The 25,769-nt window shown below is 69.7% G+C and carries 20 protein-coding genes; 10 read left to right on the top strand and 10 right to left on the bottom strand.

Features of this window, described 5'->3' with window-relative positions:
• The first annotated feature begins 157 nt into the window (after positions 1–157).
• Positions 158–463, top strand: a complete 306-nt coding sequence (locus OC490_RS15210; protein WP_262058639.1) for a ferredoxin — start codon at positions 158–160, stop codon at positions 461–463.
• 28 nt (positions 464–491) lie between these two features.
• Here the strand turns inward: OC490_RS15210 and OC490_RS15205 are convergent, their stop codons facing one another.
• The 3 genes from OC490_RS15205 to OC490_RS15195 form a co-directional block, all read right to left on the bottom strand.
• On the bottom strand, positions 492–1,076 hold the full coding sequence (locus OC490_RS15205) for a hypothetical protein (protein WP_262058448.1): 585 nt from the start codon (positions 1,074–1,076) through the stop codon (positions 492–494).
• Between the two features lie 234 nt (positions 1,077–1,310).
• Complete coding sequence (locus tag OC490_RS15200; RefSeq protein WP_262058447.1) at positions 1,311–2,216, bottom strand: tRNA (adenine-N1)-methyltransferase; 906 nt, start codon at positions 2,214–2,216, stop codon at positions 1,311–1,313.
• Between the two features lie 50 nt (positions 2,217–2,266).
• Complete coding sequence (locus OC490_RS15195) at positions 2,267–4,297, bottom strand: site-2 protease family protein (protein ID WP_262058446.1); 2,031 nt, start codon at positions 4,295–4,297, stop codon at positions 2,267–2,269.
• Between the two features lie 175 nt (positions 4,298–4,472).
• Here OC490_RS15195 and OC490_RS15190 point away from each other — a divergent pair, with 175 nt between their 5' ends.
• Both OC490_RS15190 and OC490_RS15185 read left to right on the top strand, forming a co-directional pair.
• Entirely contained in the window at positions 4,473–5,453 is a 981-nt protein-coding gene (locus tag OC490_RS15190) for a RecB family exonuclease (protein ID WP_262058445.1), read from the top strand.
• Positions 5,454–5,619: 166 nt separating this feature from the next.
• On the top strand, positions 5,620–6,291 hold the full coding sequence (locus OC490_RS15185) for a response regulator (protein WP_019066105.1): 672 nt from the start codon (positions 5,620–5,622) through the stop codon (positions 6,289–6,291).
• Between the two features lie 223 nt (positions 6,292–6,514).
• On the opposite strand, the gene OC490_RS15180 is transcribed toward OC490_RS15185, so the two are convergent.
• From OC490_RS15180 to metH, 3 genes are all read right to left on the bottom strand, one after another.
• The gene (locus OC490_RS15180; protein WP_262058444.1) at positions 6,515–8,113 is read right to left on the bottom strand and encodes an ABC transporter substrate-binding protein; all 1,599 of its coding nucleotides are present in this window, start codon (positions 8,111–8,113) and stop codon (positions 6,515–6,517) included.
• A 414-nt stretch (positions 8,114–8,527) separates the two neighbouring features.
• Complete coding sequence (locus OC490_RS15175) at positions 8,528–9,226, bottom strand: HAD family hydrolase (protein ID WP_262058443.1); 699 nt, start codon at positions 9,224–9,226, stop codon at positions 8,528–8,530.
• Between the two features lie 98 nt (positions 9,227–9,324).
• Positions 9,325–12,843, bottom strand: a complete 3,519-nt coding sequence (gene metH, locus OC490_RS15170; RefSeq protein WP_262058442.1) for a methionine synthase — start codon at positions 12,841–12,843, stop codon at positions 9,325–9,327.
• A 307-nt stretch (positions 12,844–13,150) separates the two neighbouring features.
• On the opposite strand from metH, the gene OC490_RS15165 reads away from it, so the two are divergent.
• From OC490_RS15165 to OC490_RS15150, 4 genes are all read left to right on the top strand, one after another.
• Positions 13,151–13,924, top strand: a complete 774-nt coding sequence (locus OC490_RS15165) for an IclR family transcriptional regulator (protein WP_262058441.1) — start codon at positions 13,151–13,153, stop codon at positions 13,922–13,924.
• Positions 13,925–14,303: 379 nt separating this feature from the next.
• On the top strand, positions 14,304–15,083 hold the full coding sequence (locus OC490_RS15160; RefSeq protein ID WP_262058440.1) for an MIP/aquaporin family protein: 780 nt from the start codon (positions 14,304–14,306) through the stop codon (positions 15,081–15,083).
• A gap of 82 nt (positions 15,084–15,165) precedes the next feature.
• Positions 15,166–16,704, top strand: coding sequence for a glycerol kinase GlpK (gene glpK, locus OC490_RS15155; RefSeq protein ID WP_200709375.1), 1,539 nt, complete (start codon positions 15,166–15,168; stop codon positions 16,702–16,704).
• 9 nt (positions 16,705–16,713) lie between these two features.
• Positions 16,714–18,330, top strand: coding sequence for a glycerol-3-phosphate dehydrogenase/oxidase (locus OC490_RS15150; RefSeq protein ID WP_262058439.1), 1,617 nt, complete (start codon positions 16,714–16,716; stop codon positions 18,328–18,330).
• Between the two features lie 144 nt (positions 18,331–18,474).
• On the opposite strand, the gene mtnK is transcribed toward OC490_RS15150, so the two are convergent.
• From mtnK to OC490_RS15130, 4 genes are read right to left on the bottom strand one after another with little or no spacing between them, the layout of a single operon-like run.
• On the bottom strand, positions 18,475–19,644 hold the full coding sequence (mtnK, locus tag OC490_RS15145) for an S-methyl-5-thioribose kinase (protein ID WP_262058438.1): 1,170 nt from the start codon (positions 19,642–19,644) through the stop codon (positions 18,475–18,477).
• A gap of 22 nt (positions 19,645–19,666) precedes the next feature.
• Positions 19,667–20,713, bottom strand: coding sequence for an ABC transporter permease (locus OC490_RS15140; protein ID WP_262058437.1), 1,047 nt, complete (start codon positions 20,711–20,713; stop codon positions 19,667–19,669).
• Between the two features lie 25 nt (positions 20,714–20,738).
• The gene (locus tag OC490_RS15135; protein WP_262058436.1) at positions 20,739–22,268 is read right to left on the bottom strand and encodes a sugar ABC transporter ATP-binding protein; all 1,530 of its coding nucleotides are present in this window, start codon (positions 22,266–22,268) and stop codon (positions 20,739–20,741) included.
• The gene (locus tag OC490_RS15130; RefSeq protein ID WP_262058435.1) at positions 22,255–23,352 is read right to left on the bottom strand and encodes a substrate-binding domain-containing protein; all 1,098 of its coding nucleotides are present in this window, start codon (positions 23,350–23,352) and stop codon (positions 22,255–22,257) included. The genes OC490_RS15135 and OC490_RS15130 overlap by 14 nt, the downstream gene beginning before the upstream one ends.
• Positions 23,353–23,792: 440 nt before the next feature.
• On the opposite strand from OC490_RS15130, the gene OC490_RS15125 reads away from it, so the two are divergent.
• Genes OC490_RS15125 through mtnB form a run of 3 tightly spaced genes read left to right on the top strand, consistent with a single transcriptional unit; the run spans position 23,793 to position 25,728 of the window.
• Positions 23,793–24,392: a 1,2-dihydroxy-3-keto-5-methylthiopentene dioxygenase gene (locus OC490_RS15125; protein WP_262058434.1), complete on the top strand. Its 600-nt coding sequence runs from the start codon at positions 23,793–23,795 to the stop codon at positions 24,390–24,392.
• Positions 24,389–25,114, top strand: coding sequence for an acireductone synthase (gene mtnC, locus OC490_RS15120; protein WP_262058433.1), 726 nt, complete (start codon positions 24,389–24,391; stop codon positions 25,112–25,114). Before OC490_RS15125 ends, mtnC begins: the two co-directional genes overlap by 4 nt.
• On the top strand, positions 25,111–25,728 hold the full coding sequence (gene mtnB / locus OC490_RS15115) for a methylthioribulose 1-phosphate dehydratase (protein WP_262058432.1): 618 nt from the start codon (positions 25,111–25,113) through the stop codon (positions 25,726–25,728). The genes mtnC and mtnB overlap by 4 nt, the downstream gene beginning before the upstream one ends.
• Positions 25,729–25,769: the final 41 nt, after the last annotated feature.

Below are 25,769 nucleotides of genomic sequence, written 5' to 3'. Positions count from 1 at the left end.
GGCCCGGCGAAATTCGGCCGAAGTGCCCCCTGACGGAGAGTGTCCGCGCGGACGGTGCCCGTCATGTCGTGGCGTGAAACCAGGGATCTCCAGGAAGTGTCGCCCGGGGGCGCGGAGGTAGGGTCGAAGTGTTCAACACCCGGCGGAAGCAGGAGACATCACCGTGCAGGACGAGGCAGCGGCCGACGGCGAGGCGCTGGAGGTCTGGATCGACCAGGACCTCTGTACCGGCGACGGCATCTGCGCCCAATACGCCCCCGAGGTCTTCGAGCTGGACATCGACGGGCTGGCCTATGTGAAGAGCCCGGACGACGAGCTGTTGCAGGACAAGGGCGCCACCACGCCGGTGCCGCTGCAGCTGCTGGTCGACGTGGTGGACTCCGCCAAGGAGTGTCCCGGAGACTGCATTCATGTCCGGCGGGTCACGGACCGGGTCGAGGTGTACGGCCCCGACGCGGCCTGAGAGCCGCTGTACCGGTGGCTCCGGGGCGTCAGACGCTCTGGGTGTTGCCGGGCGTGGAGCGGACGAACGTGCCGTTCTTCCACTGCCACTTCGCGCTCTCCTTCACGTCCGGGCAGCAACTGGGCACGTCCTGGGTCGAGTAGCCGAGCATCGTCGCGAGTACGGCGCCGTCGCGTACGGCGAACTCGGTGACCGTCTCCCGGGCCTTCGGCGCGATCAGGGTGGCCACCACGCGCGGCTTGTCGGCGTGCGCTGCCCGGGTCAGGACGTAGACGCCGTCGGGCGGGGTGCCCATACCGGCGTCGCAGTGGACCACGGCTACCGTTTCGGGCCTGCCGTCGCCGTCGAGGTCGCCGGAGGCCTGCTTCTGGACGACGGCCTTCTGGGGACCGCACTGGATGGGGAAGTCGACCCCTGTGGTCGCGGGGGCCGGGGCGGTGGAGAGCGCGGGCTTCGCCTGCGGGCCGGAGGCCTGGGCGGCGCGCGCCGAATCGGGCTGCAGGACCGAGGAGAGCGCCACGACGGCGGCGAGTGCCGTGGCGGTGGCGACCCAGTGGATGGGCCGGGTGTTCGTGTGTGCCAGTTCCAGTTCCGGGACGGCGGAGTGCTGCACTAGGAGTGTCTCCTGTGAGGGCTGTGCCGGTGGGGGTGGCCTGCATGGTGCCACACGTCACAATGCGGGGGAACGGCGGGGTCGACAGTTCGTTCGCGTGATCGCACGGGAGGGTTCTTCCGCTGTGGCGGTACGTCAGAAGAGAGACGCCGTGGCCGGGTTCCGGAGGTCTTCCGGGAACTCGGCCACGGCGTTCGTGCGTTGAGTGCGGCACAGGGCCGCCATGGAGCGGGCTCAGCGGCCGGCGGCTCCGCCGTCGGCGTTCGGGCCGGTGTAGTCGTCGCCGTAGGCGCCCTTGGAGGGGCGGCGGCGGCGCATGGGGGGCTCGACGCCGTCCGCGAGGCGGCGGGCGGTGAGGAGGAAGCCGGTGTGGCCGATCATGCGGTGGTCGGGGCGGACGGCCAGGCCCTCGACGTGCCAGTTGCGGAGCATCGTCTCCCAGGCGGTCGGCTCGTTGAAGGAGCCGATCTCGCGGATGGACTCGACGGTCCGCGCAAGCTGGGTGGTGGTCGCGACGTAGCAGCACAGGATGCCGCCGGGCACGAGGGCCTTGGAGACGGCCTCCAGGCACTCCCAGGGGGCGAGCATGTCGAGGATGACCCGGTCGACGTCCATGTCGGACAGGTTGTCCTGGAGGTCGCCGACGGTGAGCTGCCAGGCAGGGTGCGGGCCGCCGAAGTAGCGCTCCACGTTCTGCTGGGCGATCTCGGCGAAGTCCTCGCGGCGCTCGTAGGAGTGCAGCATGCCCTGGTCACCGACGGCGCGCAGCAGGAAGCTGCTGAGCGAGCCGGAGCCCACGCCCGCTTCCACGACGCGGGCGCCGGGGAAGATGTCCGCGAAGGACAGGATCTGCCCCGCGTCCTTGGGGTAGACCACGGCGGCGCCGCGGGGCATGGACAGGACGTAGTCGGGGAGCAGGGGGCGCAGCGCGAGGTAGGCGACGTTTCCGGTGGTGCGGACAACGCTGCCCTCGGGTGCGCCGATCAGCTCGTCGTGCGGGAAGGAACCCTTGTGGGTGTGGAAGTTCTTCCCCGCTTCGAGCGTGAACGTGTAGTGGCGGCCCTTGGGGTCGGTCAGCTGAACCTGGTCCCCGACCTTGAAGGGCCCGCGCCTGCGGGCGGCACCGGTCGGTTCGGACATGTGACCAGCCTACCGGCGATTGCCGGAGCCGCCGACCACGCGCGCGTGCCTCAGTTGGGGCGGGCCATGGCCTTCACGAAGGCGCGCTCCACGTCGGCCGCGGAGAGGACGCCGTAGATCTCGCCGGTCTCCTCGACCACGAGGTATTCGGTGGCCGGGGTGGCGCGCAGGGTGTCCAGGAGGTCCTCTCCGGCCAGTTCCGCGGAGACGCGCATGCCGTCGGTGAGGTCCTGGGCGAGGCCGCTGACGGAGACCCAGGGGCGGCGGTGTTCGGGGACGCCGACGATGGCGGCCTCGCGGACCAGGGAGAGGGGCTGGCCGTCGGCGTCGACGACGACCAGGGCGCGGGCGCCGGCGGCGTTGGCGCGGCGCAGGGCCTCGGAGAGGGGGGTGTTGGTCTCGACGGGGACCGCGCGGCGGGTGAGGTTGCGGGCGCGGAGGTCCGGGAGGTGTTCGCGCAGGCGGGCCATGCGGAGGCTGTTGCCGGCGCCGGTCCAGATGATCGCGGCGAGGATCGCGGCCAGGAGGGCGTCAGTGACGGTGTCCATGCCGCTGATGTCCTCGGTGTTGGTGCCGAGGGCGCCGGTCTGGGTGAGCAGCGGGAGGCCGATCAGGACGGAGACGGCGAGGGCGCGGCCGACCCAGGCGGCGGCGATCGTGCCGCTCATGGGCCTGCCGGTGATCTTCCAGACGACGGCGCGGAGCATCCGGCCGCCGTCGAGGGGCAGACCGGGCAGGAGGTTGAAGGCGGCCACGATGAGGTTGGAGACCATCAGGCCGGCCAGCAGGACGCCGGGGACGGTGCCGGGCTCCACCGGCTGCATGGCCAGGTAGAAGATGCCCGAGAGGATCAGCGAGAGCAGCGGGCCGACGAAGGCCAGCACGAATTCCCTGCCGGGGGTCTCGGCCTCCTTCTCGATCTCGGAGACGCCGCCGAAGAACTGCAACTGGATGCGGCGGACCGGGAGTTTGAAGCGGAGGGCGGCGACGGTGTGCGCGAGTTCGTGCACCAGGACGGAGCCGTAGAAGGCGACCGCGAAGAAGAGGGCCACGAGGTAGCGGGCGGCGCCGAGTTCGGGCAGCACGCGGTCCAGCTGGCCGCCGAACACCCAGGTGATGAGCGCTGCCACGAGGAACCAACTGGGCGCCACGTACACGGGCACCCCGAAGGGCCGCCCCATCAGCAGGCCCCCACCGGGCTCCTTGGGGCGCTGCGGGGGGCGCCCCTTGGGCATGGCGGTGCCGCCGGGGCGGGCGTCGGGGGGCGTGGGCGCGCCTGTGTGAGCGTGCGGCTCCGTGTGGGCGTGGGGGCGGTCGGGGGCCCGGTCGGCGTGCGGGGTGTCGTGGGGGGCGGTGGCCTTGTCGGGGGTACCGGTCGCGGTGTCCGTGTCGGCGTGTGGGGTGGGGCTGGTGGACGGTGTGCCGGATACCGGCGTGGACGGGGCGTTGTCGGCGGCGGAGTCGGCGGACTGCGTGCCCGTTTCGGACGCCGGCGCGGCCTCGTGCGGGGCGGAGCCCGCGAACGGCGTGCCCGACCCCGGCGCCGACAGGCCGTCGTGTGGGGCGGGACTGGTGGACGGCGTACCGGAGGTCCCCGCCGACGTGTCGTCGGGCGGAGTGGAGTCGCCGGACGGCGCACCCGATGCCGGGGCCAACGGGCCGTCGTGCGGAGCGGAGTCGGTGGACGGCGAGGCGGAGTCAATGGTCGGCGTGTCCGATCCCGGAGCCGAGAGGCCGTCCTGGGGCGCGGGGCTGGTCGACGGCGGGCTGTCGCTCGCGGTGGGCCCGGACGGCGGTCCCGGCTCGTTGCGGTCCGTCTGTGTCGTCCCGGACGGAACCGGCGTCCCCGAGTGGTCGGGGGTGGCAGGCTCGGGTGAGGTGGTCGGCTTCGTGTCGTTCTTGGACGACGTGCCGGGGTTCTCGTGGTTCCGGATCGGCCTCTCGGTGCCGTTGTGGGGGGTGTCGTCGTGTTTCGGTTCGGGGGTGCCGGGATCGGCGGCCGGGGTCGTGGCACCCGTGGCGTGTTCGGTCGGCTCGTCGTTGCCGGACCGCGGCTGTGCGCTGCCGCCGCTCTCGTCCACGGTGTCCCCTCGTTCGAAGCGTCCTCCGCGCCAGCCGGGCGGAGGGGTCTCGGGTCGATGGTATGCGGCGGTCGCGACGCGTTCCGCCCCGGCACCCCCCGTGTTTCCCCGGCTGTCGCGGGCGCGTCGGCCGGGGGCGGGTCACTGTCAGTGGCGGGTCGTAAGGTCTGTGGGCATGGAGACGAGTGCGGAGGGCGTCGCGGGGACAGTCGGCGACGAGGGCGCGGCGGGGCCGGGCGCGGAAGCGGCAGTGGAGGCGGGGACGGTGGGCGTGGTCGAGCGGGTCGCCATAGCGCCCGCTTCCCTGTCCCCCTCGCGTGCCGGCGACTTCATGCAGTGCCCGTTGCTGTACCGGTTCCGGGTGATCGACCGGCTGCCGGAGAAGCCCAGCGAGGCGGCGACCCGGGGGACTCTGGTCCACTCGGTCCTTGAGCGGCTCTTCGACGCGCCGGCTGCCGAGCGTACGGCGCCACATGCGAAGTCGCTGATTCCGGGGCAGTGGGACCGGCTGCGGGAGACCCGGCCGGAGGTCGTGGAGCTGTTCGCCGACGATCCGGAGGGCGAGCGGTTGGCGCGCTGGCTCGGGGAGGCGGAGCGGCTGGTGGAGCGCTGGTTCTCCCTTGAGGATCCGACGCGGCTGGAGCCGGCCGAGCGCGAGATGTTCGTCGAGGCCGAGTTGGACTCGGGGCTGAAGCTGCGCGGGATCATCGACCGGGTCGATGTGGCGCCCACGGGTGATGTGCGGATCGTCGACTACAAGACGGGCAAGGCGCCTCGGCCGGAGTACGCCGAGGGCGCGCTGTTCCAGATGAAGTTCTACGCGCTGGTGGTCTGGCGGCTGAAGCAGGTCGTTCCGCGGCGGCTCCAGTTGGTGTACCTGGGCAGTGGGGACGTGGTGACGTACGACCCCGTCCTCGCGGATCTGGAGCGGGTGGAGCGCAAACTGCTGGCGCTGTGGGAGGCGATCCGGCTGGCCACGGAGACGGGCGAGTGGCGGCCACGGCCGACCAAGCTGTGCGGCTGGTGCGACCACCAGGCGGTGTGCCCGGAGTTCGGCGGCACTCCCCCGCCGTATCCGCTGCCGGTGCGGGTGCGGGCGGCCGACGGCGCAGCGGCCGAAGGTCCGGCGGCGGACGGTGACTCCACAGCGGGCTAAGGGCAGCCGACGGTGTTTCTGACGAAGGCACGGCGGCCGACCCCGGCACCGTCGGCGGAGTCGGCGGCCCGGGCGCTGCCGGGCCGGGCGCCGACCCCGTCGGCCCGGGCGGGTCTGCGGATGTCGAGCAGGGCAGAATGGGCCCGGGCTAGCGAAGGAGACTCACGTGGCCATCCGCGTCCTACTTGTCGACGACCAACCGTTGCTGCGCACCGGGTTCCGGATGATTCTGGAGGCCGAGCAGGATCTGGCGGTCGTCGGCGAGGCCGGTGACGGTCTGCAGGCGCTCGACCAGGTGCGGGCTCTGCAGCCCGATGTCGTGCTGATGGACATCCGTATGCCGCGGATGGACGGGGTGGAGGCGACCCGGCAGATCACCGGTCCCGGGCGGGACGGCCCGGCGAAGGTGCTGGTGCTGACCACCTTCGACCTCGACGAGTACGTGGTGGAGGCGTTGCGGGCCGGTGCCAGTGGCTTCCTGCTGAAGGACGCGCCGGCGAACGAGCTGGTGCAGGCGATCCGGGTGGTGGCCGCCGGCGAGGCCATGCTCGCGCCGAGCATCACGCGGCGGCTGCTCGACAAGTACGCCGGGCATCTGCCGTCCGGTGACGAGCCGGTGCCGGACGCCCTGCACACGCTGACCGAGCGTGAGGTCGAGGTGCTGAAACTGGTGGCGCGCGGGCTGTCGAACGCGGAGATCGCCGCCGATCTGTTCGTCAGCGAGACCACCGTCAAGACGCATGTGGGGCACGTCCTCACCAAGTTGGGCCTGCGGGACCGGGTGCAGGCCGCGGTGTACGCGTACGAGAGCGGGCTGGTGCGCCCCGGCGCGCAGTAGAGACGGGTACCGAGCGGAGAGGGCGCCCCTTCCTGACAGGGGCGCCCTCTCCGTGTCTGCGGGGCGGGTTCAGCTCTTGCCGCGTTGCCGGAAGCGGAACACCGTCGGGTCGTCGACGCGTCGAGGAACCAGTGCCACATCCCGTCGACAGGACAGTGGCCGGCCCCGCCGCGATGGGCAGGACCGGCCACTGGTGGAACTTGCTCACTGCGTTGTCAGGCGGTCACACGCCTCGGCCGAGCTCCCACAGCTGCAGGGTCGAGGAGGAGTTGAGCGCGTACGCGGTGCCCGTGATGTCGTCGCGGGCGGCGACGTACTGCTTGCCCTGCCACAGCGGGATCAGCGGGACGTCCGTGGCGACGATGTCCTGGATCGTGGTGAGGCTCTTGGCGGCGGCGAGCCGGTCCGCCTCCTGACGGGACTCCGGGATCAGGGTCTTGATGATCTCGGAGTTGCTGTACGGCAGCTTGAGGAAGTTGTCCGTGTCGAGGAACGGCGCGAGGTAGTTGTCGGCGTCGGGGAAGTCGGGGAACCAGCCCATGCCCCAGACGTCGTACGAGCCCTTCCGCTCGGCCGGGACGAACGTGGACCAGGGGTCGCCCTTGATCGTGACGTCGAACAGGCCGCTGTTGTTGAGCTGCGTCCGCAGCTGCTCGAACTCTTCCTTGGTGGCCGAGCCGTAGTGGTCGGTCGTGTAGTGCAGCGTGAGCTTCACCGGGGTGGTGATGCTGGCCTTGGTCAGCAGGGACTTGGCCTTGGTGACGCTCGGGTTGCCGTACTTGTTGAAGAACGAGTTCGAGTGGCCGGTGATGGTCGCGGGGACCATGGAGTAGAGCGGCTCGGCCTCGGTGCCGTAGACCTTGGAGACGAGTTCGCCGCGGTCGATGAGCTGGGCCATCGCCTCGCGCACGGCCTTCGTCTTCACGCTCGCGGCGTCGGTGTTGAAGGCCAGGTAGCGGATCTCGAGACCGGGCATCTCGACGAGGTCGATGTCGCCGTTCGAGTCGTCGCCGAGCTTCTGGATCTGCTCCGGCGACATGGTGCGCGTCATCACGTCGATGTCGCCCTTGCTCAGCGCGGTGCCCATGGAGGTCGCGTCCGCGAAGGAGCGCATCTCGACCTTGCTGTTGTTCACCGCCAGAGTCCCCTTGTAATTGGGGTTCTTGGTGAACGTGGCCGTGGTGATCGCGTCGTCCTTCTGGGCGACCGAGAGCGTGTACGGGCCGGAGCCGTCCACGCTGAAGCCGTCGCGCAGCTTGTCCTTCTGGTAGTCGTCGGGGTTCACGATGCCGGCGACCGGGGTGGACAGCTTGTACGGGAAGGTGGCGTCGGCCGACTTCAGGTGGAAGATGACCTCGCGGTCGCCCTGGGTCTCGACGGTGTCGACGGTCGACAGCAGGGCGAACACACCACTGTCGGCCTTGATGCGCATCGCGCGGTCGATCGAGTACTTCACGTCTTCCGCGGTGATCTTGTCGCCGTTGGCGAACTTCAGACCCGCGCGCAGGGTGCAGGCGTAGCGCTCGCTGCCGGTGTCCGTGAAGCCGCACTTCTCGGCGGCCTCGGGGACCGGGTCGCCCTCACCCTTGGGCTGGATCATCAGGGTCTGCACGGTCTGGCGCAGGATGTTCCAGGTGCCGACGTCGTAGGCGTAGGCGGGGTCGAGCGGCGCCGGAGCGTCCTTCGTCGCCTCGAACCGGTCCGTGGTGCCGACGACTATCGCTCCGCCGCCGGAACTCCCGCTGCCGGAGCCGCCACAGGCGGCGAGCACCGGCGCGAGCAGGCCGACGACAGCCGGCAGCACCAAAGTCTTGCGGTTCATGCTCGAGTTTCTCCAGAGCTGTTCGATTCCGTGTACCCGGCATGCATAGGGTGGTGACGCCGATCACGGGGGCAAGGGCGATGTTCTCGCCTTGAGGTTAGTCCGGACCCGCACAGGGGTTCGCGGCCACCGCAGTTGAGTTCCCATCACGCTGCGGAACCGGCTGTGGACAGACCGAAAACCCGCCGACGGAAGGATTAGTGCAGCGTTTCACCAATCGGGACACAACGGTGCGTGATCGGCCTCAGAAATGGGGTGAACAGCACAGTACGGCGACGATGTCGACTCCCGTACACGTGGGGAACCTCACACCGTCAACTCGGTTGAACAGCGCCGGAATTCGACCGGTCGACCGGGTCCGAATTCCTTTCCCAATGAACTTTGCACGCTCGGTGAACGGCTGACGCATTTCCGTCATCGGTCGGTCATCAGTCCCCGCAGAAATGCCAGGTCGACGACTTCCAGCGAGGTCACGACGGTGCGCCGGGCGGTCGGGGCAATGGGCTGCACGGACGGCACGGCCACCACCAGACAGCCCGCCGCCTCCGCCGCCGCGACACCGGTCGCGGTGTCCTCCACGACCGCGCAGCGGGCCGGGTCGACGCCCAGGCGGGCGGCGGCGAACAGATACGGATCGGGGTACGGCTTGGTGCGTGCCACCTCGTCGCCGGCGACCGTCAGCGCGAAGTGCTGGGGGCCGAGCGTGGTCAGGACGCGGTCGATGATGCGCCGGTGCGAGGCGGAGACCAGGGCGGTGGGGATCTCGTACTCGGAGAGCTCGGCGAGGAGTCTGGCGGCGCCCGGCATCAGCGGCAGGGCCCGCCCGATGCGGTCCTCGAAACCGGCGTTGAGCAGAACGGTCAGCTCGGCCAGGGTGATGTCGGCGCCGGTGGCCTCGATCAGGAAGCCGGCGCTGCGGGTCATGGGGCCGCCGACCACGACATGGCGCCAGGAGTCGTCGAGGGTGTGCCCGAGGGCGGCGAAGACCTCGGCCTCGACGTCCCACCAGAAGCCCTCGGTGTCCACCAGGGTGCCGTCCATGTCGAGGAGTACCGCCTGCAGGGCTGAGCCTTCGGCCGTACGGGTTCCGAGCGCGGGGACCGTGCTGGTCATCCTGGCGCACCTCCTTGAGGGACGATCAGGCCGGCCGCCCCTGATACCAACAAGGGCGACCGGCCTGCGGTGGACCGACCAGTGTACGACTTATCCGATCAACGTGCGTTGAAGTACTTCGCCTCGGGGTGGTGGATCACGATCGCGTCCGTGGACTGCTCCGGGTGCAGCTGGAACTCCTCCGACAGGTGGACGCCGATGCGCTCCGGCTCCAGCATGTCGGCGATCTTCGCGCGGTCCTCCAGGTCGGGGCAGGCGCCGTAGCCGAGGGAGAAGCGGGCGCCCCGGTACTTGAGGGCGAACATGTCCTCGACGTCGGTGGGGTCCTCGCCGGCGAAGCCCAGTTCGGAGCGCACGCGCGCGTGCCAGTACTCGGCGAGGGCTTCGGCCAACTGGACGGACAGGCCGTGCAGTTCGAGGTAGTCGCGGTAGGAGTTGGACTCGAAGAGCTTGGCGGTCTCCTCGCCGATGCGGTTGCCGACGGTGACGATCTGGAAGCCGACGACGTCCTTCTCGCCGGACTCCTCGGGCCGGAAGAAGTCGGCCAGGCAGAGGCGGCGGCCACGGCGCTGGCGCGGGAAGGTGAACCGGGTGCGCTCGTTGCCCTCGTCGTCCAGGATGATCAGGTCGTCGTCCTTGGAGACGCAGGGGAAGTAGCCGTAGACGACGGCCGCTTCGAGGAGGTTGTCGGTCTGGAGCCGGTCCAGGAGGCCGCGCAGCCGGGGGCGGCCCTCGGTCTCCACCAGTTCCTCGTACGTCGGTCCCTCGCCCGTACGGGCCTGCTTGAGGCCCCACTGGCCCTTGAAGAGGGCGCCCTCGTCCAGCCAGGAGGCGTACTCCTTGAGCTGGATGCCCTTGATGACCCGGGTGCCCCGGAACGGCGGGGTGGGGATCGGGTTGTCGACGGCGACGTCGGAGCGGACGTGGCCCTCCTCGGGGCGCTCCTCGACCTCTGTGACGGCCGCCGTCGCCCGCACCCTGCGCTGCTTGAGCTCGGGCAGCTTCGCGCCGGGCACGCCCCGCTTGACGCCGATCAGGGCGTCCATCAGACGCAGGCCCTCGAACGCGTCGCGGGCGTAGCGGACTTCGCCCTCGTAGATCTCGTGCAGGTCCTGCTCGACGTACGCCCTCGTCAGCGCCGCACCGCCCAGGATGACCGGGTAGTCCGCGGCCATCTTGCGCTGGTTGAGCTCCTGGAGGTTCTCCTTCATGATCACCGTCGACTTGACCAGGAGACCCGACATGCCGATGACGTCGGCGCGGTGCTCCTCGGCGGCTTCGAGGATCGCGGAGACGGGCTGCTTGATGCCGAGGTTGACGACGTTGTAGCCGTTGTTGGACAGGATGATGTCGACGAGGTTCTTGCCGATGTCGTGGACGTCGCCGCGCACCGTGGCGAGCACGATGGTGCCCTTGCCTTCCGCGTCGGACTTCTCCATGTGGGGTTCGAGGTAGGCGACCGCGGTCTTCATGACCTCGGCGGACTGCAGCACGAACGGCAGCTGCATCTGCCCGGAGCCGAACAGCTCGCCGACGACCTTCATGCCGTCCAGGAGCGTCGCGTTGACGATGTCGAGGGCGGGGCGGGTCTCCAGGGCCTCGGCGAGGTCGGTCTCCAGGCCGTTCTTCTCGCCGTCGATGATCCGCCGCTTGAGCCGCTCGTCCAGCGGGAGGGCGGCCAGCTCCTCGGCGCGGCCCGCCGTCCGGGACTTGGTGGTGGCGCCCTCGAAGAGGGCCATCAGCTTCTGGAGCGGGTCGTAGCCCTCGGCGCGGCGGTCGTAGACGAGATCGAGGGCCGTCTTCACCTCTTCCTCGGTGAAGCGGGCGATCGGGAGGATCTTCGAGGCGTGGACGATCGCGGAGTCGAGGCCCGCCTTGACGCACTCGTCGAGGAAGACGGAGTTGAGCAGGACACGGGCTGCCGGGTTGAGACCGAAGGAGATGTTCGACAGGCCGAGCGTGGTCTGGACGTCGGGGTGACTGGCCTTGAGTCGGCGGATCGCCTCGATGGTGGCGATGCCGTCGCCCCGCGACTCCTCCTGGCCGGTGCAGATGGTGAAGGTCAGGGTGTCGATGAGGATGTCCGACTCGTGGATGCCCCAGTTCGTCGTGAGGTCCTCGATCAGCCGCTCGGCGATGGCGACCTTGTGCTCCGGCGTGCGGGCCTGGCCCTGCTCGTCGATGGTCAGCGCGATGAGCGCGGCGCCGTGTTCCTGGGCGAGCCGGGTGACCTTCGCGAAGCGGGAGTCGGGGCCGTCGCCGTCCTCGTAGTTGACGGAGTTGATGACCGCGCGGCCACCGAGCTTCTCCAACCCGGCCCGGATGACCGGGACTTCGGTGGAGTCGAGCACGATGGGCAGCGTGGAGGCGGTGGCGAAGCGGCCGGCCAGCTCCTCCATGTCGGCGACGCCGTCGCGGCCCACGTAGTCCACGCAGAGGTCCAGCATGTGGGCGCCCTCGCGGATCTGGTCCCGGGCCATCTCCACACAGTCGTCCCAGCGGGCGTCCAGCATGGCCTCGCGGAACTTCTTCGAACCGTTGGCGTTGGTGCGCTCACCGATCGCCATGTACGCGGTGTCCTGGCGGAACGGGACCGTCTGGTAGAGCGAGGCGGCGCCCGGCTCGGGCTGCGGGCGGCGCTCGGTGGGAGTCGCCTCGCGGACCCGCTCGACGAGCTGGCGCAGGTGCTCGGGGGTGGTGCCGCAGCAGCCGCCGACCAGGTTCAGGCCGTAGTCGCGTACGAAGTGCTCCTGCGCGTCCGCCAGTCCCTCGGGGTCGAGCGGGAAGTGGGCGCCGTCCTTGGTGAGGATGGGCAGGCCCGCGTTCGGCATGCACAGCAGCGGGGTGCGGGAGTGGCGGGCCAGATAGCGCAGGTGCTCGCTCATCTCGGCCGGGCCCGTCGAGCAGTTCAGGCCGATCATGTCGATGCCGAGGGGTTCCAGCGCGGTGAGCGCGGCACCGATCTCCGAGCCCAGGAGCATGGTGCCGGTGGTCTCGAAGGCCATCGAGACCAGCAGGGGTACGTCGACGCCGGTCGCCTCCATGGCACGGCGGGCGCCCAGGATCGACGACTTGGTCTGGAGGAGGTCCTGGGTGGTCTCGACGATCAGGGCGTCGGCGCCACCGGCGAGGAGTCCCTCGGCGTTCGCCTGGAAGCCGTCGCGGAGCGTGGCGTAGCCGATGTGGCCGAGGGTGGGCAGCTTGGTGCCGGGGCCGATGGAGCCGAGGACCCAGCGTCGGCGGCCGTCGCGGGCGGCGAAGTCGTCGGCCGTCTCGCGGGCGATGCGGGCACCGGACTCGGAGAGTTCGTGGACGCGGTCGGCGATGTCGTACTCCGCCATGGCGGAGTGGTTGGCGCCGAAGGTGTTCGTCTCGACGCAGTCGACGCCCGCGCGGAAGTACTCCTCGTGGACCGAGCGGACGATGTCCGGACGGGTGATGTTCAGGATCTCGTTGCAGCCTTCGAGATTCTCGAAGTCGTCGAGTGTGGGCTCCTGCGCCTGGAGCATGGTGCCCATGGCTCCGTCGGCGACCACCACGCGGGTGGCGAGTGCCTCTCGGAGCTCGGACACACGGGTCCGGCTGTCGGCAGAAGGGGTCAGTGGCGACGAGGCCATGAAGGGGCTCCCTGGAGTGCGACGGCTGTCGGCTTTGCGGCTTCCCTGGGAACCTCTCACGGAACTCCCCGGGGAGCGTGCACGCCGCCAGGGTAACGGGGTCGGGCGGGAGAATGCTCGACGCGTCCATGGGGCGGACCGGGGTGACGGGCGGATCAACCCCGTCTAGGTTCTCGCGACGAGTGACGCAACAGGAATCGACCGACCATTAGCGAGAGGTCGGCATGGACCGGTAGTGTTCGACATTGCCGAACGGCGGCGGCAGCGTCGCGCATCGGCGGTCGAACCGGACGGAGGCAGTACGGCGATGGCACGGAACATCCAGTCGCTCGAACGGGCGGCCGCGATGCTGCGCCTGCTCGCGGGCGGCGAGCGACGGCTCGGCCTCTCGGACATCGCCTCGTCGCTCGGCCTGGCCAAGGGCACCGCCCACGGCATCCTGCGCACCCTCCAGCAGGAGGGCTTCGTCGAGCAGGACGACGCCTCCGGGCGCTACCAGCTGGGCGCCGAGCTGCTGCGCCTGGGCACCACCTATCTCGACGTGCACGAGCTACGCGCGCGTGCCCTGGTGTGGACGGACGACCTGGCCCGCTCCAGCGGCGAGAGCGTGCACCTGGGGGTCCTGCACCAGCATGGCGTCCTGATCGTGCACCACGTCTTCCGGCCCGACGACAGCCGGCAGGTCCTGGAGATCGGCGCCATGCAGCCGTTGCACTCCACGGCCCTGGGCAAGGTGCTGTCGGCCTACGACCCGGTCGCGCACAGCGAGGTCCTGGAGGCCGACCGCAAGCCCTTCACCGAGCGCACGGTGTCCGAGCTGGCCGACTTCGAGCAGGTCCTGGACGTCACACGCGCGCGTGGGTACGCGGCCGACGTCGAGGAGACCTGGGAGGGCGTCGCGTCCATCGCCGCGCCCATCCACGACCGGCGGCGCATGCCGGTCGGCGCGGTCGGCATCACGGGCGCCGTGGAGCGGCTGTGCCGGCCCGACGAGGACGGCGCGCTGCGGCCCGAGCTGATCGCCGCGGTACGGGACTGTGCCCGCGCGGTGTCGCGGGACCTGGGCGCCGGGCGGTTCTGACCTCAGCGGATTCACAGCGAGAACTCACCGGAACGTCATGGGGACGTTCCGGTATTAGTCGTACTCTGGACGTCAAAGTCGGCCAAAACGTCAAATCACCACACACGGTGTCCGCCTGACTGCCGTGCGCATCGACCACGAGACCGATAGCTCACGCCAATCAATAACGATCGTGTTTTCGATAACAGCACTCTTGACGCGCCTGTAACCCCGGAGCAAGACTCCCGTCCATCGGTCGGCATTGTCGAACACCTACCGGCAATACGCGCTAGAGTGTGGCAACGCCAAAGGCCGACATCGCTCTCACCCCCGAGGGCGCACGAACCCCCGGCGGGACCCGGGGTTCGGCTTCCCTGGACGAAGGACAAAGGAGTCGCGGGTGTCCAGCTCCGACATCTTCATCGGCGAAACCATAGGTACCGCCGTACTCATCCTGCTCGGCGGTGGCGTCTGCGCCGCCGTCACGCTGAAGGCCTCCAAGGCACGTAACGCCGGCTGGCTCGCCATCGCCTTCGGGTGGGGTTTCGCCGTCATGACGGCCGTGTACATCTCGGCACCGCTCTCCGGTGCCCACCTCAACCCGGCCGTGACGCTCGCACTCGCGATCAAGGACGGTGGCTGGGACAACGTCCCGATCTACTGGGCCGGGCAGCTGCTCGGCGCCATGATCGGCGCGACGCTCGTCTGGGTGGCCTACTACGGCCAGTTCCAGGCGCACCTGACCGACAAGGAGATCGTCGGCGAGCCGGCGGCCAAGGCCGTCGAGGCCGAGGAGAAGGGCGCGGGCCCGGTCCTGGGCATCTTCTCCACCGGTCCTGAGGTCCGCAACGTGGTGCAGAACCTCGCCACGGAGATCATCGGCACCGTCGTCCTGATCCTCGCCATCCTGACGCAGGGTCTGAACGACAAGGGCAACGGCCTCGGTGTCCTGGGCGCCCTGATCACCTCGTTCGTGGTCGTCGCCATCGGTCTGTCGCTCGGCGGCCCGACCGGTTACGCGATCAACCCGGCCCGTGACCTGGGCCCGCGCATCGTGCACGCGCTCCTGCCCCTGCCCAACAAGGGCGGCTCCGACTGGAGCTACGCGTGGATCCCGGTGGTCGGTCCGCTGATCGGCGGCGCGATCGCTGCGGGTATCTACAACCTCGCTTTTGCTTAGAAGCAGAATTCCAAGCACTTCCAAGCACTGAAGCAGTCGTAGAACCAGTCCTCACGACCACGGAACCCCTCAGGAGCACACAGTGACCGACGCGCACACCGCCGGACCGTTCATCGCGGCCATCGACCAGGGCACGACCTCCAGCCGCTGCATCGTCTTCGACCGGGACGGCCGTATCGTCTCCGTCGACCAGAAGGAGCACGAGCAGATCTTCCCGAAGCCGGGCTGGGTCGAGCACAACGCCACCGAGATCTGGACCAACGTCCAGGAGGTCGTCGCCTCCGCCATCGAGAAGGCCGGCATCACCCGCGACGACATCAAGGCCATCGGCATCACCAACCAGCGTGAGACCACGCTGCTGTGGGACAAGAACACCGGTGAGCCCGTCCACAACGCCATCGTCTGGCAGGACACCCGCACCGACGCGCTCTGCAAGGAGCTGGGCCGCAACGTCGGCCAGGACCGCTTCCGCCGCGAGACCGGCCTGCCGCTGGCGAGCTACTTCGCCGGCCCCAAGGCCCGCTGGCTGCTCGACAACGTCGAGGGCCTGCGCGAGCGCGCCGAGGCGGGCGACATCCTCTTCGGCACCATGGACAGCTGGGTCATCTGGAACCTGACGGGCGGTGTCAACGGCGGCAAGCACTACACCGACGTCACCAACGCCTCCCGCACCATGCTGATGAACCTGCACACCCTGGCATGGGACGACAAGATCGCCGAGTCCATCGGCGTCCCGCTGAACATGCTCCCGGAGATCCGCTCCTCCGCCGAGGTCTACGGCGAGGTCACCGGCGGGCGCCTCGGCGAGCTGCTCGGCGGCATCCCGGTCGCCTCCGCGCTCGGCGACCAGCAGGCGGCCCTGTTCGGCCAGACCTGTTTCGCCGAGGGCGAGGCCAAGTCCACGTACGGCACCGGCACCTTCATGCTGATGAACACCGGCGAGAAGATCATCAACTCCTACTCGGGCCTGCTGACCACGGTCGGCTACCGGATCGGCAACGACGCGCCGGTCTACGCCCTGGAGGGCTCGATCGCCGTCACCGGTTCACTGGTGCAGTGGATGCGCGACCAGATGGGCCTGATCTCCACCGCCGCCGAGATCGAGACTCTCGCGCTCTCGGTCGAGGACAACGGCGGCGCCTACTTCGTGCCGGCCTTCTCCGGTCTGTTCGCCCCGTACTGGCGCTCCGACGCCCGCGGTGTGATCGCCGGCCTCACCCGGTACGTCACCAAGGCGCACCTCGCGCGTGCCGTCCTGGAGGCCACCGCCTGGCAGACCCGTGAGATCACGGACGCCATGACGAAGGACTCCGGCGTCGAGCTCGCCGCGCTCAAGGTCGACGGCGGCATGACCTCCAACAACCTGCTGATGCAGACGCTCTCGGACTTCGTCGACGCCCCCGTGGTGCGCCCGATGGTCGCCGAGACCACCTGCCTCGGCGCCGCCTATGCCGCCGGTCTGGCCGTCGGCTTCTGGACCAGCACCGACGACCTGCGTGCCAACTGGCGCCGGGCCGCCGAGTGGACCCCCAACATGGCCGCGGAGAAGCGCGACCGTGAGTACAAGAGCTGGCTCAAGGCCGTGGAGCGGACCATGGGCTGGCTCGACGACGAGGAGTAAGAACCCCACATGACCAGTCAGTCCACCCTGCAGTCCGTGCCTGCCCTCGGTACGCACCCGGCCTCCGGCTCGAACCCGAGCCGGGCCGAGACCCGGGAGCAGCTCTCCAAGGCGACGTACGACCTCCTCGTCATCGGCGGCGGCATCCTGGGCATCTCCACCGCCTGGCACGCCGCGCAGTCCGGGCTGCGGGTGGCCCTGGTCGACGCCGGCGACTTCGCCGGCGCCACCTCCTCCGCCTCCTCCAAGCTCCTCCACGGCGGTCTGCGCTATCTGCAGACCGGCGCGGTGAAGCTGGTGGCGGAGAACCACTTCGAACGCCGTGCGGTGTCCCGCCAGGTGGCCCCCCACCTGGCGAACCCGCTCACCTTCTACCTCCCCGTGTACAAGGGCGGTCCGCACGGTGCGGCGAAGCTCGGGGCGGGCGTCTTCGCCTACTCCGCGCTCTCCGCGTTCGGCGACGGCGTCGGCCACCTCCTGTCCCCCGCCAAGGCGGCGCAGGACGTGCCCGAGCTGCGCACCCAGAACCTCAAGGCCGTGGCCGTGTACGGCGACGACCAGATGAACGACGCCCGCATGGCGCTGATGACGGTCCGCGCGGCCGTCGAGGCGGGCGCGGTCGTCCTCAACCACGCCCAGGTCACCGGCCTGCGCTTCACCCAGGGCCGGGTGACCGGCGCGGAGCTGCGCGACGCGACCTCCGGCGACGAGTTCGGCGTGAGCGCCCGCCTGGTGCTCAACGCGACCGGCCCCTGGGTCGACCACCTCCGCAAGATGGAGGACCCGAACGCGGCCCCCTCGATCCGCCTCTCCAAGGGCGCACACCTGGTCCTGAAGCGCACCTCCCCCTGGAAGGCCGCGCTCGCGACCCCCATCGACAAGTACCGCATCACCTTCGCCCTCCCCTGGGAGGACATGCTGCTGCTCGGCACGACCGACGAGGAGTACGAGGGCGACCCGGCGGACGTCTCGGTCACCGAGAAGGACATATCCCAGATCCTGGACGAGGCCGCGTTCTCGGTCCGTGACCAGCAGCTCTCCCGTGACCTGATCACGTACTCCTTCGCCGGTCTGCGCGTGCTGCCCGGCGGCCCCGGCAGCACGGCGAAGGCCAAGCGCGAGACGGTGGTGACCGAGGGCAAGGGCGGCATGCTGTCCGTGGCGGGCGGCAAGTGGACCACGTTCCGGCACATCGGCCGTACGGTCATGGAGAAGCTGGAGGCCCTTCCCGGCCGCCCGCTCGGCGAGGACTTCGAGCCGATCTCCTCCCTCCCCAAGAAGCTCCCGCTGCCGGGTGTGGCCAACCCGCGCGCGGTCGCCCACCGTCTCCTGGTCGACAACCCGGCGCCGGGCCCGCGCATGGCGGCCGACACGGCGAAGCACCTGGCCACGCACTACGGCTCGCTGGCCTTCGACATCGCCCGACTCGCCAACGAGAACCCGGAGTTGGGCCAGCGCGTCCACCCCGACGCCCCCGAGATCTGGGCGCAGGTCGTCTACGCCCGCGACCACGAGTGGGCCGAGACCCAGGACGACGTCCTGCGGCGGCGCACGACCCTGACGATCCGCGGGCTGGCCACGGACGAGGTGCGGGCGAAGGTGCAGGATCTGCTCGACAAGAAGTAGGCGGTACGACGTTGAAGGGGCGGTTCCTTGGTGGAGGAACCGCCCCTTCGACGTGCCGCGACGGGTTGTGTGTCGTGTGCGGCTGAGTGGGGACTTGGCGCGCCCACGCGGCGGAGCCGCACACCGACACAGCCCCGCGCCCCTTCAGGGCGCCTCTGCTACCGCTCTTACAGCTTCCACGTTGCTCAATTCCCCGCGACGCACGATCAGTTCGCGGCCCAGCAGAAGTGCCCGCCGGGACGCCGGCACCGGATCCGGCAGTGTCGTCAGGTCGGTCAGGTGGGCGAAGCCGATGATGCGGCGGACGATCTCCGTGCCGGCGTAACCGACCGAGTCGGTCCAGACGCGGGACAGGAAGCGGTCGAGGAAGGCGTCGTCGAAGAAGGTGTCGACGCGGCTCGGCCACAGGCGCCGGAACTCGGTCTCGAACGCCTCCCAGGACAGCCGGAGTTGGTCGCCGTGGTCGGACAACGTGCCCAGCGCACGCGCCCGTTCCTCCGACACCAGCACGTTGGCCCAGTACAGGCCGAGGTCGTAGCCGATCGGGCCGACGAAGGAGAACTCGGGGTCGAAGACCCGTACCACCGGGGCCCCTTCGCGCTCGCCGACCATGACGCTGCCGGTGTGCAGGTCGCCGTGGAGGAGGGCCTGCGCGCTGGTCATGAACGTGTACCGGAGGTCCGCGACCTCCGTGCGCAGGCGGGCGTCGGCACGGAAGTCGGCGGCCAGGTCCGTCAACTCCGGGAGCCAGTGGTTGTGTTCGTGCTCGATGTACGGCTCGGAGAGCACCACGTCCTCGGTGATCCTGCACAGCTCGGGACTCACCGAGGCCGCGATCAGCGCCTTGCGGTCGGCGGACTCCATGCCGAAGTCGCTGGTCGCGAAGGCGAGTTGGGCGACGAATTCGCCGATCCGCGCCGAGGTGTCGGGACCGTACGACGTACCCTCGTTGAGGACCGTGCGCAGGACCTCCAGGTCGGACATGTCCTCCATGACGAGGGCGTAGTTGTCGGCGTCGTAGCCGTGGATCGACGGGATCTTGTCGGGGGCGACGCGGGCCACCTGCTCGTAGGCACGGGCCTCGGCGTCGGCGCGCTCGGGGCTCATCGGCCAGGAGGGCCCGGCGACCCGTACCCACGGCAGCGCCTGCTTGACGGCGAGGCTGTGGCTGCCGTCGGCGTTCGAGGCGAGGAACACCCGGTTCATGTTGCCGTCCGACACCTCGCGGACGTGGATGTCGGTCACGTCCGCCCAGTGGCCGCGCTCGTGCAGGTACGCCGGGATGTCGTCGGTCTCCAGGATGCGGTAGCCCATCGTACGAACTCCTCGAACTTCCTTATGCGGTGCGGCGCTTGGACAGGGTGAAGCTGAAGACCAGGGCGAGGATGAGGACCGCGCCCTCGACGACGTCCTGGGTGTAGTAGGGCAGGCCCTTGATCGTCAGACCGGTGGTGATGATGCCGATGAGGACGGCTCCGAGCGCCGTGCCCCAGACGTTCGGGCGGCCCCGGCCCAGCACCGAGGTGCCGACCAGGGCGACCGCGACCGCCTCCAGCAGCTGCGAAGTGCCCGCGCTCACGTCTCCCTGGCCGATGCGGGACGCCAGGATCAGGCCGCCGATGGAGGCGAGGACGCCGGAGAGGACGTAGGCCAGGGCCCGGTACGCGCCGACGCGGATGCCCGCCAGGCGGGAGGCCTCCGGGTTGGCGCCGATGGCGTAGAGGACGCGGCCCCAGCGGGTGCGGGCCAGGAACACCCAGGCGACGACCGTCAGCGCGCCGAAGATCACCACCGAGACGGGGATGCCGAGCAGCGTGCCGCGGTCGATGCGGAGGAAGCCGGCGGTGAACTTGCCGGGGGCGGTGGTGCCGTCCGACTGGGTCATGCCTGCGGAGATGGACTGGCCGTCGACCAGGATGAGTTTGGTGCCCTGGATGACGAACATGGTGCCGAGGGTGGCCAGCATGTCCGGGATCTTCATGACGACGATCAGCAGGGCGTTCAGGAGTCCGGCCAGCGCGCCCGCCGCGATCACGGCGAGGATCGCGACCGTGCCGACCTGGTTGTACGTCACCATCGTCTTGGCGGCGACGGTGACACCGAGCCCGGCGACCGCGCCGACGGACATGTCCATTCCGCCGACGGCCATGGTGAGGGTGACGCCGAGGCCGAGGATCGCGGCGACGGAGACGTACCGGAGGGTGTCGAGGAGGGTCGCCGACTCGCGGAAGGAGCCCTCGCTCAGCGCGAAGTACAGGAAGAGCGCGACGGTGACGAAGATGAAGCCGTACTTGATGACGGCGTTCTGCACGAGCGCGGCGGTGGAGACGGCGGGCGCCGCCGTCGCCTTCGGTGCGGCCTCGGGGCTCTGGGTGGTGGTCATGGCGTACTTCCTGAGTGGGCCGGGGTCACACGGACGCCGAGATGGTCTGGATCACGCGGTCGCGTTCCGCGTCTTCGCCGTACGCGTCGAGGTGGACCTCGCCGGCCGCGAGGACGACGACCCGGTCGGCGATCTCCAGGACCTCGTCCACGTCGGCGGAGAGGACGAGTACCGCCGCTCCCTCGGCGGCCAGCGCGCGGGCGCGGCGGCCGATGTCGCGCCGGGCGCCGATGTCCACGCCTCGGAACGGCTCGTCCAGGATGAGGACACGGGGAGTGTGCGCGAGCCAGCGGCCGACGACGACCTTCTGCTGGTTGCCGCCGGAGAGTTCCTCCACCGTGCTGTGCTCGTCGCGGGCGACGACCCCGAGGGCGTCGATGGTCTCGCGGCCGAGGGCGTCCTCCTTGCCCGTGTTCACGAGTCCGCCCCGGGACAGGGACTTGAGGAACGGCAGCGAGATGTTCTGCGCCACCGACCAGCCGGGGACGAGCGCGTCGGCGTGCCGGTCCTCGGGGACGAGGTGGACGCCGGCGCGGATCGCGTCGGCCGGGCGGCGGGGCGTGTAGGGCAGCTCGTCGAGCGCGACCGTGCCGGTGGTGAAGGGCTCGGCGCCGAACAGGCCGCGGGCGAGTTCCGTCTTGCCCGCGCCCAACAGGCCTACGACACCGGTGACTTCACCGGCGCGGAGGTCGAGGTCCAGGGGTGCCCGTCCCTCGAAGAGCTGGACGCCGCGCAGGGCGAGGACGACGTCCCCGTGCTCGCCGCTGCGTTGCGGGCGGGCCGTCGTCACCTCGTGGGCCTGAGCGAGCATTGCGCGCAGGGCGCTGTCCCAGTCGAAGGGCTTGACCTGGTCCTCGGTGAGACGGCCGTCCCGCAGTACGACCAGGCGGTCGGCGAGGGCGTCGATCTCGCCGAGGCGGTGGGAGACGTAGAGGACCGCGATGCCGTCGTCACGCATCTTCTCGACGAGGGCGAAGAGCCGCTCCGCCTCGGCGGCGGAGAGGGCGGAGGTCGGTTCGTCGAGGACGAGCAGCCGGGGGCGGGTGGCGAGGGCGCGGGCCAGGATGAGCAACTGGCGGTCGGAGATGCCGAGTTCGGTGACGTCCCGGCGCAACACGGCGTCGCTCCAGTCGAGTTCCAGCGCGGCCTGGATCTCGCGGGCGCGCGCCAGGACACGGCGGCCGTTCAGGAACGGGTTGCCGCGGCGCTGGGCCAGCTCCTCGAAGACCAGGTTCTCGGCGACGGAGAGGCCGGGCACGATGCCCTCGCCGATCCGCTGGTGGACCGTCTGGATGCCCAACTGCCGGGCGGCGGACGGGGACTGGAGAGCTGCGGGCTCCCCTGCGACCCGCACCTCCCCGCCGTGGTCCGTGTGCACGCCCGACAGGATCTTGATCAGCGTGGACTTTCCGGCGCCGTTCGCACCCAGCAGCGCGACCACGCTGCCCGGTGCGATGTCGAGCGAGACGGAGGCCAGCACCGTCTTGCCGCCGAAGGCCATGCTGACGTCGCGGAGCGAGACCGCGGCGTCAACGGCCGTGTCAGTGGGCGACATTGGGGATCCAGTCGGCGGTGCTCACCTTGGAGAGGTTCAGGGCGGGCAGCGCCGCGCGCAGCTGGTCCATGTTCTGGATCTTGTTCTTGCGCAGGAAGTCCTGGGTGATGGCGACGGCCGGGAAGTCGACCGAGGTCTTGTTCAGCTGACCGGCCAGTTCGAGGGCGGCCGTACGGACGACCGCCGCGCCGACGGCGGACGGGTCGGTGCCGGCCGTGGCGACCCACGGGCTGTTGGCGGCGGTCATGTTCTGGATGTCGGCGTTGGAGACGTCCGCGCCGAAGACCTTCACCTTGCTCTGGAGCTTCTTGTTCTGGACGGCGAGGACGGTGCCCTTGGCCAGCTCGTCGTAGGGGGCGAAGACGCCCACCACGTCGGAGTGCTGGGTGAGCGCGGCGGAGACCAGGGGAACGTTGTCGGTGGCCGTGGAGTCGGTGACCTTGCCGACCTTGAACTGCTGCTTCCAGCCCTGGGCTGCGACCTCCTTCGCCCAGACGGTGTTCCGCTTGTCGAGGGCCGCGTAGCCGGCCACGTTGACGTAGCCGACCTTGGCGCTCTTGCCGACCGTCTTGGCCATCACGTCGAGGACGGCCTGCGCCATGCTGGCGTCGTCCTGCTCGGTGCTGATCACGGACTTGTTGGTCTGGTCGACGTCGTAGACGACGACCTTGATGCCCTTCTTCACCGCCTGGTCGATCTCGGGCTGGATCGTCGACGGGAAGCCGTGGTCGATGATGATCGCCTGCGCGCCGGAGTTGATGGCCGAGGACAGGTCGGTGGCCTGCTTGGCGTTGTCGGCCTGCGCGTCGTACACGGTCAGGTCGACGCCGAGGGCCTTGGCCTGCGCCTTGGCGCCGTTGCCCCACTGCTCGAAGTAGTCGCCGGCGCCGCTCTGCCGTACGAGCGCGACCTTCACCGTGCCCTTGCTGAAGGGGGCCGGCTTCTTGCCCGTGGCGGCCGAGGCCGAGGCGGCGGTGTCGGCGGTGGTCTTCGACGCGTCGCTGGACTGGGAGCAGCCCGCGAGGAGAAGGGCCGAGGCGGAAGCCAGCGAGAGCGCGGCGAGGGGGACACGGGTGCGGGACATGAGGGGCTCCAGGTGCAAGGTGGTGCAGAAGGGGTGAAGAACGGGCATGCGTGACCCGGAGCGTGGGAAAAGGAATCAGCCACCGCGGAACGGGTGGTGGACCGCGGCACGAAAGGCTCGCGGGGCTCCGGATGTGGTCAGCGACAGCTGGCTGTGGTCGACCGGAGCAAGTCCACGTACAGCCGCCGCACGAGCAGCAGCGTCTTCATAGGGAGATCATGAGAATGATTTCAGCCATTGGTCAAAGGGATGGAAGCGGTTTCTCAGCTGGTGAGACAACGACTACGTCACATCAGGCCTGGTCATCGACGGCGGTTACCATCACATAACCGGCCCCGACCCGGGACGACGGGCCTCGCTGTACCCCCTTTGCCTCCCCCACCGGTCCGGTGTTCGTCTCGGCATCCGGACATCCCTCCCACTTTTCCGGAGTTGCTCCCATGACCCTGCTCACCACCTGGCCCGAGTCCGGTCCCGAGAATCTCGTGCGCCGCACCGCCGACCCCGTCGAGATCGCCGCCGCGCTCGCCCCCATCGGCGTGCGCTACGAGCAGTGGCCGATCCGTGAGGACGTCCCGGCCGACGCGGACAGCGACACCGTCTTCGCCGCCTACGGCCCGGAGATCGACAAGCTGAACGCCGAGGAGGGTTTCACCACCGTCGACGTCCTCGGTCTGCACCCCAGCGACGACCCGGAGTACCCGGCGAAGGCGGCCGGCGCCCGCGCGAAGTTCCTCCAGGAGCACACGCACGACGACGATGACGAGGTCCGCTTCTTCGTCTCCGGCTCCGGCATCTTCTACCTGCACGTCAACGGCGAAGTACACGCCGTCTACTGCGAGAAGGGCGACCTGCTGGGCGTGCCGCGCGGCACCACCCACTGGTTCGACATGGGCACGAAGCCCGCCTTCACCGCGATCCGCTTCTTCCACGAGGAGGACGGCTGGGTCGGCAACTTCACCGGCTCGACCATCGCCTCGCGCTTCCCCGACTACGACACGATCGACGCGGGCTACCAGCAGGACAAGGCCGCCGCGTGAGTCTGCGGTACACCGTGGACGCCGTGGTGCTCGACATCGAGGGCACCACGAGCGCCACGGGTTTCGTCGTCGACGTGCTGTACCCGTACTCGCGCTCGCGCTTCGCCGACCTGCTCACCGAGCGGGCCGACGACCCCGCCGTGTCCCGGGCGATCGCGCAGGTCCGCGAGCTGACGGGCGCCCCGGACGCCGACGCCGTACAGATCGAGAAGACCCTCAACTCCTGGCTCGACGAGGACCGCAAGGCCACGCCTCTCAAGACCCTCCAGGGCATCATCTGGTCCGAGGGCTTCGCCCGCGGCGACCTCGTCTCGCACTTCTACGACGACGTCGTACCGGCCCTGCGCACCTGGCACGCGGCGGGCCTGCGGCTGTACATCTACTCGTCCGGGTCAGTGGCGGCGCAGCGCGCCTGGTTCACCTCCAGCCCCGAGGGCGACCTCCTGCCGCTGGTCTCCGGTCTCTACGACACGGAGAACGCCGGTCCCAAGCAGGAGCCGGAGTCGTACCGCCGTATCGCGGCGGCGACCGGCATCGAGCCGTCCCGGCTGCTCTTCCTCTCCGACCGGCCCGGCGAGTTGGACGCGGCCGTGGCCGCGGGCTGGCACGCGGTGGGTGTACGGCGGCCGGGAGAGCCGTACTTCGAGCAAGGCGTCGGCGACCACGCGCAGGCGAGGGCGTTCGACGAGATCAGCATCACCAGTTCAAGGAGCACCACGTGACCACCGAGATCAGTGACCTCGACCTGAAGGAGGCGGGGGCCCAACTCGCCGCCGAGTCCGCCCGGTTCGCCTCGTTCGGCTGGATGCGGGGGACCTCCGGTAACTTGTCTGTGGTGGTGGGCCGGGATCCCCTGCGGCTGGCTGTGACTGCTAGCGGGCATGACAAGGGTGAACTGACTTCTGACGATGTGGTGTTGGTGGACGGCGTTGGTGCGGCCGTGCGGGGTGGTAAGCCGTCTGCCGAGGCTGAACTGCACGCCCGTGTTGCTGCGTTGACCGGTGCGGGTGCGGTCGTTCATGTGCACACCGTTGCGTCCGTTGCCATGGGGCGGCGGGAGCCGGGCGGGATCGTGTTCAAGGATGTCGAGATGCTCAAGGGTGTCGGTCAGCCTGCGCATGATGTTGAGGTGACCTTGCCTGTCATCGTCAACAGTCAGGACATGAAGGTGTTGGGGGATCGGCTGGAGGCGGCTCGGGATCCTCGGATGCCGGCCGTTGTTGTCGCCGGCCATGGGCTTTATGTGTGGGGGGCGGATCCTCGGCAGGCTAGGCATCACACCGAAGTCGTTGAGTGGTTGCTGGAGTTGGAGCTCAGCTCTCCCCGGGAAGCGTAGTAGTTCGTCTGCGGGCCGGTGGGGGCTGGTCGCGCAGTTCC

Source organism: Streptomyces sp. STR69, assembly GCF_024519455.1.
Lineage (GTDB): Bacteria > Actinomycetota > Actinomycetes > Streptomycetales > Streptomycetaceae > Streptomyces.
Note: the sequence above shows the minus strand (reverse complement) of the source record. Positions and strands in the feature narration are given on the sequence as shown.

Coding starts and splice junctions, on each gene's coding strand:
- OC490_RS15200 (WP_262058447.1), bottom strand. CDS start 2,216: ATGTCCGAACCGACCGGTGCCGCCCGCAGGCGCGGGCCCTTCAAGGTC.
- OC490_RS15190 (WP_262058445.1), top strand. CDS start 4,473: ATGGAGACGAGTGCGGAGGGCGTCGCGGGGACAGTCGGCGACGAGGGC.
- OC490_RS15180 (WP_262058444.1), bottom strand. CDS start 8,113: ATGAACCGCAAGACTTTGGTGCTGCCGGCTGTCGTCGGCCTGCTCGCG.
- OC490_RS15175 (WP_262058443.1), bottom strand. CDS start 9,226: ATGACCAGCACGGTCCCCGCGCTCGGAACCCGTACGGCCGAAGGCTCA.
- metH (WP_262058442.1), bottom strand. CDS start 12,843: ATGGCCTCGTCGCCACTGACCCCTTCTGCCGACAGCCGGACCCGTGTG.
- OC490_RS15165 (WP_262058441.1), top strand. CDS start 13,151: ATGGCACGGAACATCCAGTCGCTCGAACGGGCGGCCGCGATGCTGCGC.
- OC490_RS15150 (WP_262058439.1), top strand. CDS start 16,714: ATGACCAGTCAGTCCACCCTGCAGTCCGTGCCTGCCCTCGGTACGCAC.
- mtnK (WP_262058438.1), bottom strand. CDS start 19,644: ATGGGCTACCGCATCCTGGAGACCGACGACATCCCGGCGTACCTGCAC.
- OC490_RS15140 (WP_262058437.1), bottom strand. CDS start 20,713: ATGACCACCACCCAGAGCCCCGAGGCCGCACCGAAGGCGACGGCGGCG.
- OC490_RS15135 (WP_262058436.1), bottom strand. CDS start 22,268: ATGTCGCCCACTGACACGGCCGTTGACGCCGCGGTCTCGCTCCGCGAC.
- OC490_RS15130 (WP_262058435.1), bottom strand. CDS start 23,352: ATGTCCCGCACCCGTGTCCCCCTCGCCGCGCTCTCGCTGGCTTCCGCC.
- OC490_RS15125 (WP_262058434.1), top strand. CDS start 23,793: ATGACCCTGCTCACCACCTGGCCCGAGTCCGGTCCCGAGAATCTCGTG.